The organism is Psychroflexus sp. MBR-150 (genome assembly GCF_053628795.1).
This window is the reverse complement of sequence record NZ_JBRJHB010000009.1, coordinates 53349-74278: the sequence shown is the minus strand read 5'-3', so window position 1 is coordinate 74278 and position 20930 is coordinate 53349. Positions and strand designations below refer to the sequence as shown.

Here is a 20930-nt window from a genome sequence, read left to right as displayed (position 1 = left end):
AACATTTTATTTATGTCAATTCGTTTCATTTATATCATTGCTCTTTTTTTGACTTTCAGTCAAATTAATGCGCAGTCAAGTGTTTTAAATGCTAAATCACCTGACGATATTAAAAAATTATCTCAAGAAGAAGAAGAACTTGACGATAGCAAACCTTTACCTTATGGTTATGTTGACAAACGAGACATTATGTGGTCAAAAATTGTTTGGGAAAAAATCGATTTAAATCAAAAAATTAATTATCCCTTGTTGTATCCACTTGATGACGGTAGGCTTGGCGATAACAGACAATCATTATTTCAAGTCTTAATATCTTCTATCAAAAAAGGAGGAGAAGATCCTAATGCTGAAGGAGCAATAACTGAAGTGTATTCTACTAGCTATTTTCAACAAAAAAAGAGCTATGAAGAAATTCAAAATTCCTTGAAAGCTATCTTTTTACCTGATGTGGCTTTAGATTTATTAGGTCAGTATGGTATTACGGGTACCGAAAATGTACAATTGTTCTTGAATAGAGCTCTATCTAACGAACTTCAAAATTATCCTGAATTGTATTCAGATGAGTTGATTAATCAAATGAAACCTTATGTGATACCCACTGAAATTACAGGTGCTGATATCACTGCTTATTTAGTCAAAGGCATTTGGTATTTTGATAAAAGACAAGGAGCTCTTAAATATAGACTTTTAGGTATCGCTCCTGCGGGTTATGATATTCAAACTCAAAATCCCACTTATTCTGGCGATCCTAAAGTGATTCCTTATTTTTGGGTTTGGTTTAAAGATGCTCGTCAAGCTTTACACAAAGCCAAAGTTTTGAATTCTGATAATGGTGCACATCCTTTAACCTTTGATCACCTCTTAAATTCTAGACGTTTTGAAGCACTTATTTATAAAACTCAAAACATCTATGAGGATAGAGAAATTGAAAACTATATTCAAGACAATGCCTTGATGCAACTTCTTGAAGCTAGGCGTTTGAAAGAAGAAATCAGAAATTTTGAATTGGATATGTGGACATATTAATTCCAATTTATAATCATTAACTTAACGCCTCTTTTATAGGGGCGTTTTTTTTTTATTTACTAAATTTAAACATGAATAAGGATTTTCTTATCGTTGGTTTTGGCTTAGCTGGGCTTTCTGTTGTTAGACATTTAGAAATTAACAATACATCGTTTGATATTATTTCTAACAATTCACAGCTTTCTTCAAAAATTGCTGGTGGCATCATTAATCCCGTTGCCGTAAAACATATGAAGCCTGTATGGAATGTTGAAGTGTTTTTGCCTTATGCTAAGCTATTTTATCAATCTTTAGACAAACAATTATCAGGTGAAATTTATAAAAATAAATCATTAAATGTGTTTATTCATGATGTAGCACAAGAAAACAATTGGTATCAAGCTTGTGATAAACCAAGACTCTCGCCATTTCTTTCACCTGAAGTTTTAACAAATAAAAATCAAACTTTACTCACTGATAAGATTGGTGAAATAAAAGCAACATCAATTAATCTGCCTATTCTATTTCAGTGTTTAAAGCAGTATTATCAAAAACATTGGATAGATGACACATTTCAGCATAATAATTTAAAGGTTGATAAAAGCAGTATTTCTTATAGGAATAAAATTTACAAGCATATTATATTTTGTGAAGGTTTTGGGGTTGGTCAAAATCCTTTTTTTAATCATTTAGGAATTTATGGCAACAAAGGCGATTATATTATTTTTAAATCTAAAAAACTCCAAATAGAAGATCTTTATAAAGCCAAATATTTTTTGATTCCACTTGGTCATAATTTATATAAATTTGGAGCAACCTATCAACGACAACCTTTAAATCATCAGCCTTCTTTAACAGCAAAATCCCAAATGAAAGAAGCTTTGAACAAAATGATCAATTCACCTTATGAAATTGTTGACCAAGTTTGTGGCATCAGACCCACAACTAAGGATAGAAGACCAATTTTAGGTTCGCACTCAAAATATAAAAACCTTCATATTCTCAATGGGTTTGGAAGTCGTGGTATTATGTTGGCTCCTAAATTAGGTCAAATGTTGATAAATCATATTCTTAAAGAAACACCTATTGATCCTGAAGTTTCTGTTCAACGTTTTCACGCTCAGATTTAGGCTTATAACTAAAAAAAAGATTGATCCAAATATTACGTGATAAGCGCATTATCACAGGCATCAATAAAATTAAAACCCCAATTATGCTCATAAAAGACGCAAAAACTTCAAGACCTATAAAGAAATAAGTAATGATAAAAGTAGCCACAGCTATTGCAACGCCCAAAGCATAACTCACATACATAGCACCATAAAAAAACGATGGCTCAATTTGATATTTTGTACCACAATGTGAACAACGTTCATACATATCATGGATATGCTTTAATTTGTAGGGATTGTTTTCTTTATACATACTTTCTTCGTGGCAGACCGGGCAAGATCCTGTAATGATGCTATAAATTTTAAAACCTTTAAGCATTTGTATGTTTTCTTAGATTATAAATACAAAAATACCAATATTTGCACAAACTTACGTCATACCGAATGTTATTTTAAATGTCTTCCACATATGCGGAATCCTTAAAATATACATCGGTATTATGTCTGTAGCACATTATTGATAATATTATTAAATCAAATTGATATAACTTATGCTTCACACTTCCGAACTTTCTTTGTCTTTTGGCGGCGAATATGTATTTAAAAATATCAGTTTTAGACTTGGTGCTAACGAACGCATCGGTTTGATCGGAAAAAATGGTGCTGGCAAATCAACTTTACTTAAAGTTATTGCTGGTGAACAAGCTTATGACGAAGGTCAAATTTCAAAAGATAAAGAAGTTTCTATCGGATTTCTTAAACAAGATATTGAGTTTGAAGAAGGCAGAACCGTTTTAGAAGAAGCTTATCAGGCTTTTGAAGAGATTAAAACCATAGAAAAAAAACTTGAATACATCAATATTCAACTCGCTGAACGCGAAGATTACGAGTCTGAAGCATACCATCAACTTATGGTTGACCTCAACACATATCAACATCAATACGAAATTCAAGGTGGCTATAATTATCAAGGTGAGACTGAACGTATTCTTAAAGGTTTAGGTTTTAAAGAAGAAGAACTCAATAAGCTTACAAATACATTTTCAGGCGGTTGGCGAATGCGAATAGAACTGGCCAAACTTTTATTGCAACAAAATGATATTTTATTGCTCGATGAACCAACCAACCATTTAGATATAGAAAGTATTATTTGGTTAGAAAAATTTCTCAATCAATCTTCAGCTTGTGTGCTTATTGTTTCTCACGATAAAATGTTTTTAGACCACGTGACCAATCGCACTATTGAAATTTCTCTTGGAAAAATATACGATTTCAACAAGCCTTTTTCAGAATTTAAAATCCATCGTGAAGAATTACGTCAGCAACAAATAGCAGCCCAAAAGAATCAACAAAAAGAAATAGAACATACCGAAAAACTCATCGATAAATTTCGTGCCAAAGCCAACAAAGCGTCTATGGCCCAATCGCTGATAAAAAAGTTAGACAAAATTGATAGAATTGAAGTTGAGCAAGAAGATACAGCTACAATGAATATCAAATTTCCAGTATCAAAACGTCCTGGAAAAGTCATTATCAAAGCTGAACATCTATCAAAATCTTATAAAGATAATCTTGTTATTAAAGACATCAGTTTTACCGTTAATCGCGGTGATAAACTCGCTTTTGTAGGTCAAAATGGTCAAGGGAAATCTACCTTAGCCAAAATTATAATGAATGAAATTTCTTACGAAGGCCACGTTGAATTGGGGCACAATGTTGAAATAGGATATTTTGCCCAAAATCAAACCGAATATCTCGACGAAAACAAAACCGTTTTAGACACCATGATTGATGCAGCCAATGCCCAAACACGTCATAAAGTGAGAGATATTCTCGGCTCTTTTTTGTTTAGTGGCGATGATGTGCACAAATACGTCAAAGTGTTATCTGGTGGCGAGCGAAACAGATTAGCTTTGGCTAAAATGCTACTCAATCCATTTAATGTTTTGATTATGGATGAGCCAACCAATCATTTGGATATGCAATCTAAATATGTGCTTAAACAAGCCTTGCAAGCTTTTGATGGCACTTTAATTTTAATTTCACACGACAGAGATTTTCTTCAAGGTTTGTCAGAAACCATTTTAGAATTTAAAGATTCAAAAGTCAAAACATTTCTGGGAAGTATTAATGAATACTTGAAATCAAGAGAAGCAGAAGACTTTAGAAGTATTGAAAAACGCTCTGAAACCAAATCAAAAAAAGCCGATAAATCTAATGATTATCAACGTCAAAAGAAATACAAATCGCTTTGCAACAGATTGAGCAAAGTCGAGTCTGAAATCACAAAATTAGAAAAGGAAATTAAAGAATCTGACCAAAAGTTAGCTTATGATTACGAACAAACCATTGCTGAAGACGGTTTTTTTGACAAATACAACACCAAAAAGAACAATTTAGAACAATTGATGAGCGACTGGGAAAAAATACAACACCAAATTGATGAATTGGATTTGTGATACCAATTATTTCAAAAATAAATCTATCATTCATCTAAAAATGAGGCTATTTATAAACTTTATTTGGTGAAGAAACCTATATAAAAGCACAACTTGTGGTAACACAAAATCAAAATAGAAGCTATATATTTTATCTTATTTTTAGGAGATTTAATCTTTTCATAAACGATTATTTTTTTACGTGAAATACTAATTTGAATGAATATATCGTGAATAAAAAGATGAAGTTATAAACCGATATGCCAACCTGCGGTAGGCAGATTTTTATGAATTCTGTACTTAAAACATTTAAAATAACATTCGGTAATATGCTAAGTTTGCTATATGTTGAATTAAATTTTTTTGTGCGTTTAATCGAATGTTGTTAAATCATAGTGATTTACAATTTTATTCCACTATCTTTGCACTCATTTTATTTTTATGACAAATTTTTCTTCCTTAGGCTTACAGGAAAATCTTCTAAAAGCCATTACCGACTTAGGTTTTGAAACCCCAAGTGATGTCCAAATCAAAAGTATTCCTATTCTTTTAGAGCAAAAAACCGATTTGGTTGCACTAGCTCAAACAGGTACAGGTAAAACCGCCGCATTCGGATTTCCTTTACTTCAATTGACCGATGCAAATCAAAAAACAACCCAAGGTTTAATTTTATCGCCAACGCGTGAGTTGTGTTTACAAATCACCAACGAGCTTGAGCAATATGCCAAATACATCAACAAACTCAATATTGTTGCCATATATGGCGGAGCGAGTTTGCAAGACCAAGCCAAACAAATTAACCGAGGTGCTCAAATTATTGTGGCTACACCAGGACGAATGAAAGATATGATTAAAAGAAAAATCATAGACATTTCAAAAATTGAATATTGTATTTTAGACGAAGCCGACGAAATGCTCAATATGGGCTTTTATGAAGATATCACAGAAATTTTATCTCACAGTCCAAAAGAGAAAAGCACGTGGTTGTTTAGTGCAACGATGCCTAAAGAGGTTTCAGGCATTGCTAAAAAATTTATGAACAAACCTGTAGAAATTACCGTTGGACAACGCAATGTTTCTACTAAAAGTGTGAGTCATTCCTATTTTACAGTCAGTGCAAGAGACCGTTATAATGCTTTGAAACGCTTGGTTGATGCCAATCCTGATGTGTATGCCGTTGTGTTTTGTAGAACCAAACGCGACACTCAAAAAGTGGCAGAAAAACTGATTGAAGATGGCTACAACGCTGCAGCTTTGCACGGCGATTTAAGTCAAAACCAAAGAGATTTGGTGATGAAAAGCTTTAGAAATAAACAAGTCCAAATGCTTGTGGCTACCGATGTCGCCGCCAGAGGTATTGATGTAGATGATATCACACACGTGATCAATTACCAATTGCCTGATGAAACTGAAATCTACACACACCGTAGCGGTAGAACAGGAAGAGCTGGCAAAACCGGTAAATCTTTTGTGATTATCACCAAAAGTGAGCAACGCAAAATTAAAACTATTGAACGCATTATCGGTCAAAGCTTTAAAGCTGAAAAGCTACCAACTTCAGAAGAAATATGCGAAAGCCAAATGTTTTACCTTGCTGAAAAAATCAAAAATACAGAAGTCAATCACGATATTGATGTGATTTTACCAAAATTAGAAGAAGCTCTATCAGATTTAGACAAAAGCGAATTGATTAAAAAATTCTTCAGCGTAGAATTTACACGCTTTTATAACTATTATAAAAACGCACCGAGTGTTGAACAGTTAGAAAACACAGTACATAAAGACAGGTCAAGCGATCGCTCTTCAAGAGGTGGTAAATCTTTTGGTGATGAAAATCGCTACTTTATCAACCTTGGTGAAAAAGATGGTTTTAACTGGATGTCGCTAAAGGATTTTCTGAAAGAAAACTTGAATTTAGGTCGTGATGATGTGGGCAAAGTTGATGTAAAAGATACGTTTTCATTTTTTAACACCCCAAAATCACAAGAGGATAAGGTGTTTAAAACCTTTGAAAATTTTCAACATAACGGCAGATCTGTTAATGTAGAAATTACTAAAGACAAAGGTCGCGGTGGCAAAAAAGGAAATTTTAAACGCAAAAAAGACTTTGGTTCTAAACCACACAGAAAAGGTAGAAATGACAGTAGAAATAAATCTATTGAGCGTCGCCGAAAACGTTGATCTGTTAATTTTGCATAAAGTCTAAAGGATAAATTTCACCTTTATTTGATTTTAACTATTTTAGACCGATGAAATATTTAGTTTATATTAGCTTTTTCTTTTTGTGCAGTATATCACTACTTGCACAAGATAAAGAAATCTATGATATAAAAGGTCGCGTGCTTAATGCAGCCAATGATAGACCATTGTCTAATGCCAATATCATTAATATTAATACAGTAAAAGGCACAGTTTCTGACCCTAATGGTAAATTTACAATCAAAGCTTCAATCAACGATACACTTTATTTTTCTTACATTGGTTTTAAGTCCATGCAAGTCAAAGTTACTGAAGATTGGATAAAATATGGTGAAGTTAAAGTCAAAATGACTGAAGTGGCCATTGCCTTAGAAGAAGTTACCGTTAAAGAAATCAAATTGACAGGTTATTTAGAAATTGATGCTAAAAATATTCCTGTTTACGACAATTTTAGATATCAAATCTCAGGTTTAGATTACGGTTACGAAGGTGGGAATTATCAGAAGAGCTCATTTTCAAAAACACTTGACGCTATCTTTAATCCTACAGATTTACTCTATAATGTCTTTGGCAAAAAACCGCAACAAATGAAAAAATTGCGGCAGATGAAAGAAGATAAATCCATCAGAGATTTACTGGTAGATAAGTATAATCGCGAAACACTTTCTGCGGTTTTGCAAATTTCAATATCTGATATAGAAAAAGTCCTGAAACGTTGTAATTATTCAGAAGACTATATCAAAAATGCTAATGATTTACAACTTTTGGACGCCATAAGCAATTGCTACGAAAACTACAAAGCGATTAATCCTAAATGAGTGCAAAACCGAAAAAAAAAATTGTAGTCTTATCAGGTGCTGGTATCAGTGCCGATAGCGGTTTGAAAACCTTTAGAGATGCAGACGGTTTATGGGAAGATCACGATGTTAATCAAGTTGCTACACCACAAGCTTTTGAAACGAATCCGCATTTGGTTTTAGATTTTTATAACCAAAGAAGACGTCAACTCAAAACGGTTGAACCCAACAAAGCTCATCAAATTTTAGCTGATTTAGAAAAAGAATTTGATGTTGAAATTATCACTCAAAACGTAGATGATTTGCACGAAAGAGCAGGAAGCAAAAAAGTGACGCATCTGCACGGCGAGCTTTTTAAAGTCAGACCTGTCAACAATCATAATCGATTGATAGAATGGAAAGAAGATTTACAAATGGGAGATACCGACGAACATGGCAATCAACTTAGACCACACGTGGTTTGGTTTGGCGAAGCTGTCCCTATGATGCAAAAAGCCATCGAAATTGTTGGTACTGCTGATATTCTGATTGTTATTGGCACATCACTTCAAGTTTATCCTGCTGCTGGTTTGATAGATTACGCTAACCCTGACATTCCTGTTTACCTTATTGATCCTAAACCCAGCATCGATGAAAGCTCAAATCTTCGTATTTTTGCAAAAACAGCTGTGGCTGGTATGGAAGAATTAAAATCAATTTTACTTAAACTTTAATTTGTTAAATATGAGTGCATTAAATGCCATTTCACCCATTGATGGTCGATACCAATCCAAAACTTTAGAGCTCAATGATTTTTTTAGTGAATATGCACTGATTCGTTATCGGGTTAGGGTAGAAGTGGAGTACTTTATCGCTCTGTCTGATTTAGACTTATCGGCATTACCAAGTTTAAATAAAAATCAAAAAGATGAACTGCGTCAGATATATAAAAAATTCAATTTAAAGGACGCCGAATCCATTAAATCTATTGAAAAAGTTACCAATCACGATGTAAAAGCGGTGGAGTATTTTTTAAAAGAAAAATTTGAACAACTCGGTTTAGCCAATTCTAAAGAATTTATCCATTTCGGATTGACTTCACAAGACATCAATAATACCAGTATTCCTTTATCGCTTAAAGAAGCTGTTGAATCGGTTTATCTGCAATTTTTGGATAATCTCATTGCTAAATTATTAGACTTATCTGAAACGTGGAAAGCTATCCCAATGTTGGCCAAAACACACGGTCAGCCTGCATCTCCAACCCGATTAGGTAAAGAAATTAAAGTTTTTGCCATTCGTTTGCTCGAGCAGAAAAAACAATTGCTACAAGTGCCTTTTTCATCCAAATTTGGTGGCGCAACAGGAAATTTTAATGCGCATCATCTGGCATTTCCTAAAGAAGACTGGAAAGCTTTTGGTAAAAATTTTACAGAAAACTATTTAGGATTATCCTATTCATTTCCAACAACACAAATCGAGCATTACGACAATCTCGCAGCTTTGTTTGATGTGTTGAAGCGCATCAATACCATCATCATAGATTTGGATCGAGACGTTTGGTCTTATATTTCTATGGGTTATTTTAAGCAAAAAATCAAAGAAGGAGAAGTTGGTTCATCAGCTATGCCACACAAAGTCAACCCTATTGATTTTGAAAACAGTGAAGGTAATCTCGGTTTAGCCAATGCTATTTTTGAACATTTATCAGCTAAGTTGCCCATAAGCCGTTTGCAACGCGATTTAACGGATAGCACCGTTTTACGAAATATAGGAACGCCTTTTGGTCACACGCTAATCGCCATAAAATCCACTTTAAAAGGTTTAGACAAATTATTATTAAATGAAAAAGCCATGCATCAAGATTTAGAGCAAAATTGGGCTGTGGTTGCAGAAGCTATTCAAACGATTTTGAGACGAGAAAACTATCCCAATCCTTATGAAACCCTAAAAGCTTTAACACGAACCAATACTGAAATCAATGCTAAAAGTATAGCCGATTTTATTGAAACCTTAGACGTTTCTGATGATGTAAAAAATGAATTAAAACAAATCACACCCTTTAATTATACTGGTATTTAATGAAAAGTTCAAAAATTTCTGCTTGGATTGATGCAGCCAGATTACGAACATTACCTTTGTCAGTTTCTGGAATTTTGGTCGGTAGTGGATATGCCGTTTATCATAATTGTTTTGATTGGCTGATATTTTCTTTCGCTATTTTGACCACATTGTTATTTCAAATTTTATCCAACTTTGCCAACGACTATGGTGATGGTGTGAAAGGCACAGATAATAATGAACGTCTCGGTCCACAACGTGCTTTTCAAAGTGGAAAAATCACAAAAACTGATTTTAAAAAGGGCTTAATTATCACATCAATTATAAGTTTTCTTTCTGCTATAATTTTAATTTTAATCGCTTTTGGATTTGAAAATGCACTGATGAGTTTACTTTTTCTTATTTTAGGACTTATTGCCATTTGGGCGGCTATAAAATATACCGTTGGTGAATCGGCTTATGGTTATCGCGGTTTTGGCGATGTGTTTGTGTTTTTGTTTTTTGGACTTGTAAGTGTTTGTGGGTCTTACGTGTTGTATGCTAAATCTATAGATGGGATAATTTTTCTCGGTGGTATTGGCATTGGTTTGCTCAGCTCAACCGTTTTAAATCTCAACAATATGAGAGATGTCAATTCTGATAAAAACGCCTATAAAAACACTTTAGTGGTATCTTTAGGTGAATTAAACGCAAAATATTACCATTCATTTTTGATTAGTTTTGGGATTTTAGGACTACTCGGATTTTATATTGTAGCAGGTTTTTCAAAGTGGATTTATCTAAGTCTTATAACAGCTTTTTTCTTAATTAAACATTTGAGTTTTGTTTTGAAAAACAATAACCCGAAAAATTTAGATCAAGAACTTAAAAAAGTGTCTTTATCGACGTTTGGAATTGCTTTGTTGTTTTTTGTGATACAGTTTTTTGTGAAGTAGAGTTTTAAAATACATCACAACTTAGCATTTTGCAGGGAGTTTTTAATATTTTAGTAAAAAATTATAAATAATGAATAAACTCAAACATACCGATTCCAATAATTTTTTTCTAATCGCTGGTCCGTGTGCCATTGAAGGCGAAGACATGGCTCTAAGAATTGCTGAAAAAGTAGTTAGCATCACAGACAAACTCAATATTCCATATATATTTAAAGGCAGTTTTAAAAAAGCCAACCGGAGTCGTATAGATAGTTTTACCGGAATAGGAGATGAGAAAGCTTTAAAAATACTGCGAAAGGTTTCCGAAACCTTTGATGTGCCAACCTTAACTGATATACACAAAGAAAGTGACGCCACAATGGCAGCCGAATATGTGGATGTGCTTCAAATTCCAGCTTTCCTTGTCAGGCAAACCGATTTGGTGGTTGCTGCTGCAAAAACTGGCAAGTATGTCAATCTTAAAAAAGGACAATTTATGAGTCCTGAAAGTATGAAACACGCCGTTCAAAAGGTAAAAGATAGCCATAATGACAAAGTTTGGCTAACCGACAGAGGCACGATGTTTGGCTACCAAGACTTGGTAGTGGATATGCGTGGCATTCCTACAATGAAACAATTTGCACCTGTTGTGCTTGATGTGACGCATTCACTTCAACAGCCCAACCAATCTTCAGGTGTTACAGGTGGCAGACCTGATATGATAGAAACCATTGCACGTGCAGGAGTTGTCAATAATGTTGATGGATTGTTTATTGAAACGCATTTCAATCCCGCAGAAGCCAAAAGTGATGGTGCTAATATGTTGGACTTAGCTCATTTAGAAGGCTTATTAACGCGATTAGTGGAGATAAGGCAATGTGTTAATGGGTTTTGAGAAATATCTCGCAAAGGCACAAAGGCGCTAAGTTTTATAAACATTGCAGGTCTCAAGTTGTCTGTCTTTGATGAAAAATCTGTCAGTTTTTATTTGATAAAGTTAGTCATAAAGCAATCTTGTGGATTCATAGGATTGCAACAATGAATAGTTGTAGTACTGAAAATAATAGCCTAAATTTTTAATTGAACACAAACTCAAGCGTGTAACTTTTTATTTTAAATTCAGTGTTTCAGGGTTTCTTTTTTCGTGTCTAATAGAGAGTACATATAAATCATCATTAATAATTTCGTAGTAAAGCAGGTATTTGTTAATCAACTTAACTCTTACATTTTCAATTTCAGTAGTTCTCCCAATTTCAGGAAGGTATAAGAGTTTATCTAATGTTTTATCAATTAACTTATTCAGTTTTATGCTATACATACTTGAATCATTTCTGTAATTCCAGTATTCATAAATTTCAAATAGCTCAGATTTAGCTTTAACAGTCCAAATTATTCTTTTAGCCATTCTTTTATTTCAGATTGAACGTCAGCATTTGAAACTACTTCATTTTGCTCAATTTGTTCTCTTGATATTTTAATGCTTTTTTTAGCCTCAGTATCAATTAGAAAAGGCTTTTGTTCGGATTGAAATCTGATTAATCCTTCTATTTCTTTAAGCATATCACTATCATTAGTGGATGTAATACTATTGATTATGTTTAATTTTAATTCTGAATCACTCATAATAGCTTTTTAAATCAAATTTAATAAAAAATTATTTTTCATTTTTATTAAATATAGAAAATTATTTCGACTCGTAATGATTCTATGTTTTTTTTGAATCATTAAATTTACCGTTAAGCCACAAACTAAACTTCTATTTTTTTTGCTATAAAATGCGTCATCAAAGTCGTAAACCCAACAATACTAATCGAACTCAACGGCATTAAAATAGCTGCTATTACAGGTTCTAATTGACCAGTTACTGCAAAGTATAAGCCCACAATATTATAGAGAAAAGAAAACAAAAAGCTCAGCTTGATGATTCTAATTCCACGATGTGTAGCATAAATAAATTTGGGTAGAAGTGATAAGCGTTTAGCATCTAAAATGGCATCACAAGCGGGTGAAAACACATTGATATTTTCTGAAAGTGCAATGCCTAAATCACTTTGTTTTAGTGCACCAGCATCATTCAAACCATCGCCAATCATCATCACTTTTTGGTGTTTGTTTTGTTGAGTTTTGATATAATTTAATTTGTCTTCAGGCTTCTGATTGAAGTATAAAGGCGTTTCAGCAGGAAGAAAACGTTCTAGAAATTTTTTTTCGCCGATATTATCACCTGACAAAACAGCCAGTTGATAATCGTTTTTTAGTTGATGAAATAAGTCTTGAACACCTTGTCTGTAGGTGGTTTTAAAAATAAACTTACCTTTATAATGTTCATCGTTTTTATAATGCACAGCAGTTTCAAAAGTTTTGTCTTGTTGTGGTGCGTGAACAAAAGATGATGAGCCTAATTTTATATTTTTATTATTGATTTTAGCTTCAATACCTTGTCCGAGAAGCTCTTCGTAATCTTCAACAGTCATTATATCTTGACTTTGAAGAAAATGATACAATTGCCGACTTAAAGGGTGATTGGAATTTCGCAAAGTGTTTTTGAGCAAATGCCTATCTTCATCGGTAATGTTTTCGCCTTGGTAGGTAATTTCTGTGTATTCATTTTGGGTTAGAGTTCCCGTTTTATCAAAAATAATTTGGTCGATATCAGTAAGTTGTTCTAAGCTTTTGATATCTTTTAAATAAAAACCTTTTTGACCAAACAGTCTCAATAAATTTCCCATAGTAAATGGCGTGGTTAAAGCTATAGCACAAGGACAGGCAATAATCAGCACAGCCGTAAAGACATTCAATGCTAAACTCGGGTTGATAAATAACCAAACTAAAGTTGATATTGAAGCAATGCCTAATACGCCAATTGTAAAATGTTTACTGATTTTGTCTAACAATGTTTGATATGTTTCTGCTTTTTGGTTTTTAAAAGCTTCATTAGACCAAAGCTGCGTTAAATAGCTTTGCTCAACAGATTTTTCAGCGGTCATTTCAATTGAACTGCCGATTTGTTTACCACCAGCAAATATTTTATCGCCTGATGTTTTATGAACGGGCTTTTCTTCACCAGTTACAAAACTATAATCAATGTGCGCTTCGCCATTCATCAAAATACCGTCAACAGGAATTAATTCTGCATTTCTAATTAAAAGTTTGTCGCCTGCCTTGATATCGCTAACCTTAATATTGGTTTCAGTATGTTTATCAATTTTGGTTACCGCAATGGGAAAATAAGATTTGTAGTCTCTTTCAAAAGATAAATAATTGTAGGTTTTTTGCTGCACAAATTTTCCGAGCAAAAGGAAAAAGACTAAACCTGTTAGACTATCAAAAAATCCAGAACCTATGTTAAAGCTGATTTCTATTGTGCTTCGAATAAAAAGCGTGGTGATTCCTAAGGCTATTGGAATATCAATATTTAAACTTTTGGTTTTGATCACACTAAAGGCCGATTTGAAATAATCTTGAGCAGCGTAAAACACCACAGGTAGTGAAAACACAAACATCAACCACCTAAAAACAGGTTTGTATTGGTCGAGCCAATATTCAGAGACTTCAAAGTATTCGGGAAATGATAAAAACATAATATTACCAAAAGCAAAACCCGCAATACCAATTTTGTAGATCAGTGAACGGTCTATTTTGCTGTCAGGTTTGTCCATATCTTCTAAACTGATATAGGGTTCATAACCTATTGAAGTTAATAAGTTAACAACTTCTTTTAGGCTTGTTTTTGTGCAGTTGAATTGAATTTGAACACTTTTTTTAGGAAAATTGACCTGCGAAGTTGAAATGTGTTTGTTGAGTTTATTCAAATTTTCTAAAATCCAAATACAAGAACTGCAATGGATATGTGGAATGTATAAGTTGACAATTTGCGTATCACCATCATTAAAATCAACAAGTTTTTCAACGATGTCGTTTTGGTCTAAAAAATCATATTTGCCTTTGAGTTCTGTCGGGGTTTTTCCTGGGGCGTTTTCAAAATCGTAGTAACAACCTAAGTCGTTTTCAGAAAAAATTTCATATACCGTTTTGCAACCGTGACAACAAAAATGTTTGTCATATGCTTCAATGTCTGTTGGCTGACATGGGTCGCCACAGTGGTAACAATGATGTGTTTTTTGAGTATTCACCTTACAAACATAAGGATAGCATCATATTTAGTTTATGATGTTGGTCAGTTTTTTTGGAAGTTTATAAGGTTTTCGAATCGTTTTTTGCTCTCGGGATTTGCTCTGAACTTTGCTGATAGGTTAAAAGCTTATAAGTTTATGATATTATGAGGCAATGGTGTTTCTTTAGTGTAATTCTTACATTCATTACAAGTTACTCCATATGCATTTTTTTACCGCAAAGGTCGCAAGGATTTACGCCAGGTTCGCTATGTTTGATTTTGTTAAGTTGAACTGTCAATGCTTAGTGCTGATGGGTTAAGAGGTTATAAGTTTATGATATTATGAGGTTATGATGTTTTTTAGTTTAACTCTTACCTTATAAGTTATTCCATATGCATTTTTTTTACCGCAAGGGTCGCAAGGATTTACGCCAGGTTCGCTATGTTTGATTTTGTTAAGTTAAACTGTCAATGCTTAGTGCTGATAGGTTAAGAGGTTATAAGTTTATGATATTATGAGGTTATGATGTTTTTTAGTTTAACTCTTACCTTATAAGTTACTCCATATGCATTTTTTTTACCGCAAGGGTCGCAAGGATTTACGCCGTGGTCGCTATGTTTGATTTTGTTAAGTTAAACTGTCAATGCTTAGTGCTGATGGGTTAAGAGGTTATATGTTTTAAGAGTTTTTAGGTAGATTCTTATATAGCAAACCCATCTCAATGGTCATAACTTTGGATAGGTATATTTTTTATGAAAAATGAATGAGCAGTTTCTTATTTTATCTCATCCAAAAATCCCATAATTTTACTTTCACCGTTATAGACTTTAACTAACTTTTGATTTTTGTCATAGAGAAAAGCAGTTGGATAACCTTTGACGAAAAAAGTATCTGCAAATTTATAATTGTCATCTAATAAAATTTGCACATTGTTTAATGCTAAAAGTTTTGGTGCATAATTTTCAAAAAATGCGTGCGTGTCTTTGTCATTTTTGGCTGAAACTGGATATAATTTAAACTTTGTATTTTTTAAATCTTCAACGTGAAGATTTAAAGTTTTAAATGCTGTTTTACAATGGCCGCAAGTGGGATTAAAATATATGAAGTAAGCATAGGAATCTTGCGACACATCATCTTGTGTAAAAGTTTCGTTGTTTTGATTTGAAATTTCAAAATCAGGCAAAGATTTTGGGTAATCTTGAGCGAAAATTACTGATGTTGAAGTTAATGCGATTAGCAATATTATTTTTTTCATTTTTAAAGTTATTTGATTGGTTATACATGAATTGCTCTGTCTTCAGTAGCCGCAAGTGCTGCTTCTTTTACAGCTTCGGCATAGGTTGGATGAGCGTGACTCATTCTGGCTATATCTTCAGCACTAGCTCTAAATTCCATAGCTGTAACTGCTTCTGCAATTAAATCGGCTGCTCGCGCACCTATGATGTGAATGCCTAAGACTTCGTCAGTTTCTTTATCTGAAAGAATTTTGACCAAACCGTCTATGTCGCCACTGGCTCGACTACGTCCTAAGGCTCGCATAGGAAATTGCCCTGATTTGTATGCTATGTTTTCGTCTTTGAGTTGTTCTTCGGTTTTTCCAACAGATGCCACTTCAGGCCATGTGTAAATCACATTTGGAATTAAATTATAATCGATATGTGGTTTTTGACCTGCAATAACTTCAGCCACAAAAATGCCTTCTTCTTGAGCTTTATGAGCCAACATTGCACCTTTGATGACATCGCCAATAGCGTAAATATTTTCTGTAGTGGTCTGTAATTTTTCGTTGACTTCTATCTGACCTTTATCGTTTAATTTTACGCCAGCTTTATCTGCATTTAAACCTTGAGTATAAGGTTTTCTACCGACAGAAACCAAACAATAATCGCCTTCAAAAGATACTTCTTCACCTTTTTTGTTGTCGGCTTTTACGGTAACTTTATCGCCTTTGCGTTCAACAGATTTCACTTGATGTGATACAGCAAATTTTACTTTTTGCTTCTTCATCACTTTTGTCAATTCCTTGCTCAAGGCTTTGTCCATAGTCGGGGCAATTCTGTCCATATATTCTATAACAGTGACTTCAGCACCAAGGCGATTATAGACTTGACCGAGTTCTAAACCAATCACGCCACCGCCAATCACTATCAAATGTTTTGGAATTTCTTTAAGCGATAAGGCTTCAGTAGAAGTGATGATACGTTCTTTATCAATGTCTATAAATGGTAAAGAATTAGGTTTACTACCCGTAGCAATTATGGTATTTTTGGCTTCTATTTCTGTGGTTTTGTCATCGTTGTGAGTGATGACAATATGGGTTTTGTCTTTAAAAGCACCAACACCTTCGTAGGCTTTGATATCGTTTTTATCCATCAAAAAGTCAATGCCTTTTGTGGTTTGATCAACGACTTTGTCTTTGCGTTCAATCATCTTCTTGAAATTGAGACTGATGTCGCCATTTAATTCTATGCCGTGGTCTTTAAAATGTTTTTGAGCATCTTCGTAATGATGAGAAGAATCGAGTAGAGCTTTTGAAGGAATGCAACCCACATTAAGGCAAGTTCCTCCTTTTGTGGCATATTTTTCTATAATAGCCGTTTTTAAACCGAGTTGAGCACAACGAATGGCAGCAACATATCCGCCTGGTCCAGAGCCTATAACAACAACATCAAATGAATCCATAAAGTGTATTTTAGTATTTTAAATTGGGGCATAAAATTACGATTTATCTTACAACTATCCCCAATAATTTTAAATTTCTGATGTTTACTAAATTAGAGATTTTTTTCTTCTTCCAATTTTGGATAATCAGTATAACCTTTTTCACCACTACCATAAAACGTATTTTCATCCCATTCTGCCAACTCCGCATTTTTTGCAAAACGGGTAGGTAAATCTGGATTGGAAATAAACAACTTGCCAAACGCTACCATATCAGCATAGCCTTTTTCAATTATCTCATTACCGCTTTTTTGGTCAAATCCTCCATTGATCATAAGATTTCCTTTGTATAAAGGTCTAAAATGCTCGGCGACATTTTTTACTAAAAACGGTTTGTCGCTGACGTCATTAAAAGGTTCTGATAGGTGTAGATATGCCAAATCATAATCGTTTAAGCGTTTAACGATATATTCAAAAGTTGGAATGGTTTCCTCGTCGGCTTCCATGCCAAATGTACCGTGTAAAGACGGATTGAGTCTTACTCCAATTCTGTTTTCAGGCCAAAAGACTTTAACTGCATCCAAGACTTCAAACAAAAATCTTGTTCTATTTTCTCGACTACCACCAAACCTATCTTTACGCTTATTAGATGTTTGATTAAAAAATTGATGAAACAAATAACCATTAGATGCGTGAATTTCAACACCGTCAAAGCCAGCATCTACTGCATTTTTTGCCGCAAGCTTAAACTCTTGAATGGTATCTAAAACCTCCTCAGTGGTCATTGCTTTTGGCGTAACCGTATCTTTAAAACCCTTAGGCGTGTAAGCTTGAACATTCGGATTAATAGCACTTGGTGCTAAGGGTTTTTCGCCATTATGAAAATCAGGATGAGAAATTCGACCAACGTGCCACAATTGAATAAAGATTTTGCCACCTTCATTGTGAACAGCTTCGGTTACTTTTTTCCAACCTTCAATTTGTTTTTGTTTATAAATATTTGCCACATTGATATAACCTCTGGCACGTTCAGAAACATGTGAGCCTTCGGTTATAATCAATCCTGCTTCAGCACGTTGTGTGTAGTATTTAACGTGTAAATCTGTTGGTGCTTCATCATCGTTATCGGCTCGACTTCTAGTCATTGGTGCCATAATAACGCGGTTTTTTAAGCTTAAATCTCCAATTTTAATGGGTTGCAGTAAGGCTTGATTATTTGACATAGTATAATATTTTAAAAATCGACACGAAACTAAGTATAACTAATTATATGATGGGTTAAAGCAAAGCTAAAAAACAATAAAGTTTTGTTTAATGAGATAGCTTCTTTTAATATTTAGCTCAGCACATCGCAATGATAGAAGAAAATGCTCATAATTGAGCATTTTTTGTCATTATTCAACAGGAAATTTCCTATTGAATAATTCGGGTTGAGTAGGTTTGAAAAAAAAAAAATTAGCTTGCCACTTTTTCAGAAACTTTTGAAATGTAATTAGCAAGATATTCCGCATCTTTTTTGATGCCTCCTAAAGTTGCTGAGCCTCTTGTATGAAGCCATGGCAGACCAATAAAATACAATCCTTTAGTGTTGCTTACCCCGCGTTTATGCACGGGATAGCCTTCTTTGTCTAATTCTATATCTTCAATCCAATTGAAATTAGGACGATAGCCCGTAGCCCAAATAATGTTTTTGATACCTTTTATAGATTGATTTTCTGCAATAATAGTTTTGCTTTCAGCATCGATAGTTTTTCCGACAGGAATTACATTTTTTCGGTTCAAAATGCCTTTGACATCAACGCCGATAACAGGTTGTTTTGATTTGCTGATAATTTTTCCTAACCAATTGTATTTGTTGATGCTCAGATAACCTGTTTTGCAAAACCACCACCATAAGGTTTTTCCTAGGAATTCTTGTGGCAATGTTTTGACTCGCGTTTGTCCTGAGAAATATGTGGTTCGACCTGTTTGCGAAATTTCATCTAATATTTGAAAACCCGAATCGCCAGCACCAACCACTAAGCAATCGCCATCTTGTAGTTGATTGGGATTTTTGTAGTAATTGCTGTGCCATTGCTTAATGTCTGTGCTTATTTTTTTGTAAAACGGTGGTGTATAAGGAATGTGAAAAGGTCCTGTTGCAATAATTACATTATGGGTGTTGTAGGTTTTGTGTTTTGATTCTAAAACAAATATACCTTCTTTCTTATAAATTTTAGTAATTAAAGTCTTGAGTTGAATAGGGATTTCAAATGTATCGGCATAGGTTTTAAAATACTCTGCAACTTCATATTTATTAGGATAATGACCTTTAGGTGCTGGAAATTCAAGACCTTGTAAATGGTTAAACTCTGTTGGCGTAAACAATTTTAAAGAATCCCAACGGTTGAGCCAAGACGCTCCAATTTCTTCTTCTTTGTCTAAAACTATGTAATTGGCTTTCATCTGCTTCAGCTCATAAGCCATAGATAAACCCGCTTGTGCCGCACCAACTATAATAAAATCATAAACCATAACATCATTTCTTTTGCAAAGATGATGATTGCAAGTTGATTACGAAAACTTTAGTAAATTTTATGTTTTTTAATACTAAAAAGCTATCAACAAGATTGATTTTTCTGAACAGGTGGGCAAGGTTGTGAGCCATAACTGCAATACACACAACAGTCGTTTTCTTTGGGCTTTAAAATTTCGTTGCAATTTTCACATTTATAAAAAAACTCACACGCATTTTCAGGCATAGTTTCTTCTTTTTGATGTCCACATTTTGGACAAGTGATGGTAGATGTTAATTGTATTTTCATAAATGACAAATTTCCAAATTAATTTTAATCATAAATATACCGCCATTTCTTTTTGGAGAGCTTTCGCTTTGATTTCAGCAGCTTGAGCGAAGTCTTTACCACGAGAAGCGTAAATAATGCCACGAGAAGAATTGACCAGTAAGCCACATTCTTTAGTCAAACCGAATTGGCAGACTTCTTTTAAGTTTCCGCCTTGAGCACCGACGCCAGGAACCAACAAAAATGAATGAGGAACAATCTGTCTGATTTCTTTAAAATATTCAGCTTTTGTGGCACCGACAACGTACATCAGGTTTTCTGAATTTTTCCAAGTTTGAGACGTTTTAATCACCGTTTGATAGAGTGGAGCTTTGTTGTCTAAAGTTTGGGTTTGAAAATCAAAAGTGCCTTCATTCGAAGTCAAAGCTAAAAGAATAGTGTGTTTATTTTTATAAGCCAAAAATGGTTCAACAGAATCTTTACCCATATAAGGAGCAACGGTAATGGCATCAAAGTTGAGGTCTTCAAAAAAAGCTTGGGCATATTTTGATGAAGTATTTCCGATATCGCCACGTTTAGCGTCAGCAATGGTAAATATTTCAGGATATTGATTGTTGAGATAATCAATAGTTTGTTGTAAAGCTTCCCAGCCATTGAGGCCTAAGGCTTCGTAAAATGCAATATTAGGTTTATAGGCCACTGCATATTTAGCAGTTGCGTCTATGATTTGACGGTTAAACTCAAATATAGGATTGGGTTGTTGGTGGAGATGTTCAGGAATTTTGGTTAAATCTGTATCTAAACCTACACAGAGAAAACTCTGCTTAATTTTTATTTGTTGGATGAGTTTTGAAATATCCATAATA

19 protein-coding genes are annotated in these 20930 nt (G+C 33.9%); 9 read left to right on the top strand and 10 right to left on the bottom strand.

All coding sequences use genetic code 11. From position 1 onward, the window contains the following. Nucleotides 1-12: 12 nt before the first annotated feature. Both porN and ACSSV5_RS06970 read left to right on the top strand, forming a co-directional pair. Nucleotides 13-1026: a type IX secretion system ring protein PorN/GldN gene (gene porN, locus ACSSV5_RS06975; RefSeq protein WP_454245314.1), complete on the top strand. Its 1014-nt coding sequence runs from the start codon at nt 13-15 to the stop codon at nt 1024-1026. A 71-nt stretch (nt 1027-1097) separates the two neighbouring features. Next, the gene (locus ACSSV5_RS06970; RefSeq protein ID WP_454245313.1) at nt 1098-2135 is read left to right on the top strand and encodes an NAD(P)/FAD-dependent oxidoreductase; all 1038 of its coding nucleotides are present in this window, start codon (nt 1098-1100) and stop codon (nt 2133-2135) included. Here ACSSV5_RS06970 and ACSSV5_RS06965 read toward each other — a convergent pair. Then, complete coding sequence (locus ACSSV5_RS06965; protein WP_211066666.1) at nt 2089-2496, bottom strand: DUF983 domain-containing protein; 408 nt, start codon at nt 2494-2496, stop codon at nt 2089-2091. The genes ACSSV5_RS06970 and ACSSV5_RS06965 overlap by 47 nt on opposite strands. A 172-nt stretch (nt 2497-2668) precedes the next feature. On the opposite strand from ACSSV5_RS06965, the gene ACSSV5_RS06960 reads away from it, so the two are divergent. The 7 genes from ACSSV5_RS06960 (at nt 2669) to kdsA (ending at nt 11400) form a co-directional block, all read left to right on the top strand. Continuing rightward, nucleotides 2669-4576, top strand: coding sequence for an ABC-F family ATP-binding cassette domain-containing protein (locus ACSSV5_RS06960; RefSeq protein ID WP_454245312.1), 1908 nt, complete (start codon nt 2669-2671; stop codon nt 4574-4576). A gap of 420 nt (nt 4577-4996) precedes the next feature. Continuing rightward, nucleotides 4997-6736 (top strand): DEAD/DEAH box helicase, encoded by a 1740-nt coding sequence (locus ACSSV5_RS06955; protein ID WP_454245311.1) that lies wholly within the window; start codon nt 4997-4999, stop codon nt 6734-6736. A 68-nt stretch (nt 6737-6804) separates the two neighbouring features. Further along, nucleotides 6805-7572 carry a carboxypeptidase-like regulatory domain-containing protein gene (locus ACSSV5_RS06950; protein ID WP_454245310.1) on the top strand — a complete coding sequence of 256 codons (768 nt, stop codon included), beginning with the start codon at nt 6805-6807 and terminating at the stop codon, nt 7570-7572. Then, a complete protein-coding gene (locus tag ACSSV5_RS06945) occupies nt 7569-8264 on the top strand; it encodes an SIR2 family NAD-dependent protein deacylase (RefSeq protein ID WP_454245309.1) in 696 nt (231 codons plus the stop codon). Before ACSSV5_RS06950 ends, ACSSV5_RS06945 begins: the two co-directional genes overlap by 4 nt. Nucleotides 8265-8274: 10 nt before the next feature. Beyond that, nucleotides 8275-9612, top strand: a complete 1338-nt coding sequence (gene purB, locus ACSSV5_RS06940; protein WP_454245308.1) for an adenylosuccinate lyase — start codon at nt 8275-8277, stop codon at nt 9610-9612. Then, nucleotides 9612-10526: a 1,4-dihydroxy-2-naphthoate octaprenyltransferase gene (menA, locus tag ACSSV5_RS06935; RefSeq protein WP_454245307.1), complete on the top strand. Its 915-nt coding sequence runs from the start codon at nt 9612-9614 to the stop codon at nt 10524-10526. The genes purB and menA overlap by 1 nt, the downstream gene beginning before the upstream one ends. Nucleotides 10527-10596: 70 nt before the next feature. Further along, a complete protein-coding gene (kdsA, locus tag ACSSV5_RS06930; RefSeq protein ID WP_454245306.1) occupies nt 10597-11400 on the top strand; it encodes a 3-deoxy-8-phosphooctulonate synthase in 804 nt (267 codons plus the stop codon). Between the two features lie 213 nt (nt 11401-11613). On the opposite strand, the gene ACSSV5_RS06925 is transcribed toward kdsA, so the two are convergent. From ACSSV5_RS06925 to pyrF, 9 genes are all read right to left on the bottom strand, one after another. Further along, on the bottom strand, nt 11614-11910 hold the full coding sequence (locus ACSSV5_RS06925; RefSeq protein WP_211066658.1) for a type II toxin-antitoxin system RelE/ParE family toxin: 297 nt from the start codon (nt 11908-11910) through the stop codon (nt 11614-11616). After that, nucleotides 11895-12128, bottom strand: coding sequence for a hypothetical protein (locus ACSSV5_RS06920; RefSeq protein WP_211066657.1), 234 nt, complete (start codon nt 12126-12128; stop codon nt 11895-11897). Before ACSSV5_RS06920 ends, ACSSV5_RS06925 begins: the two co-directional genes overlap by 16 nt. Nucleotides 12129-12253: 125 nt before the next feature. Further along, nucleotides 12254-14638: a heavy metal translocating P-type ATPase gene (locus tag ACSSV5_RS06915; protein WP_454245305.1), complete on the bottom strand. Its 2385-nt coding sequence runs from the start codon at nt 14636-14638 to the stop codon at nt 12254-12256. Between the two features lie 757 nt (nt 14639-15395). Beyond that, nucleotides 15396-15875 (bottom strand): peroxiredoxin family protein, encoded by a 480-nt coding sequence (locus tag ACSSV5_RS06910; RefSeq protein WP_454245304.1) that lies wholly within the window; start codon nt 15873-15875, stop codon nt 15396-15398. A gap of 20 nt (nt 15876-15895) precedes the next feature. After that, nucleotides 15896-17302: a dihydrolipoyl dehydrogenase gene (gene lpdA, locus ACSSV5_RS06905; RefSeq protein WP_454245303.1), complete on the bottom strand. Its 1407-nt coding sequence runs from the start codon at nt 17300-17302 to the stop codon at nt 15896-15898. Nucleotides 17303-17394: 92 nt separating this feature from the next. Continuing rightward, a complete protein-coding gene (locus tag ACSSV5_RS06900; RefSeq protein ID WP_454245302.1) occupies nt 17395-18504 on the bottom strand; it encodes an alkene reductase in 1110 nt (369 codons plus the stop codon). Between the two features lie 232 nt (nt 18505-18736). Beyond that, complete coding sequence (locus tag ACSSV5_RS06895) at nt 18737-19795, bottom strand: flavin-containing monooxygenase (RefSeq protein ID WP_454245301.1); 1059 nt, start codon at nt 19793-19795, stop codon at nt 18737-18739. An 86-nt stretch (nt 19796-19881) separates the two neighbouring features. Beyond that, entirely contained in the window at nt 19882-20085 is a 204-nt protein-coding gene (locus tag ACSSV5_RS06890; RefSeq protein WP_211066652.1) for a GDCCVxC domain-containing (seleno)protein, read from the bottom strand. Nucleotides 20086-20113: 28 nt separating this feature from the next. Then, the gene (gene pyrF, locus ACSSV5_RS06885) at nt 20114-20926 is read right to left on the bottom strand and encodes an orotidine-5'-phosphate decarboxylase (protein ID WP_454245300.1); all 813 of its coding nucleotides are present in this window, start codon (nt 20924-20926) and stop codon (nt 20114-20116) included. Nucleotides 20927-20930 lie beyond the last annotated feature (4 nt).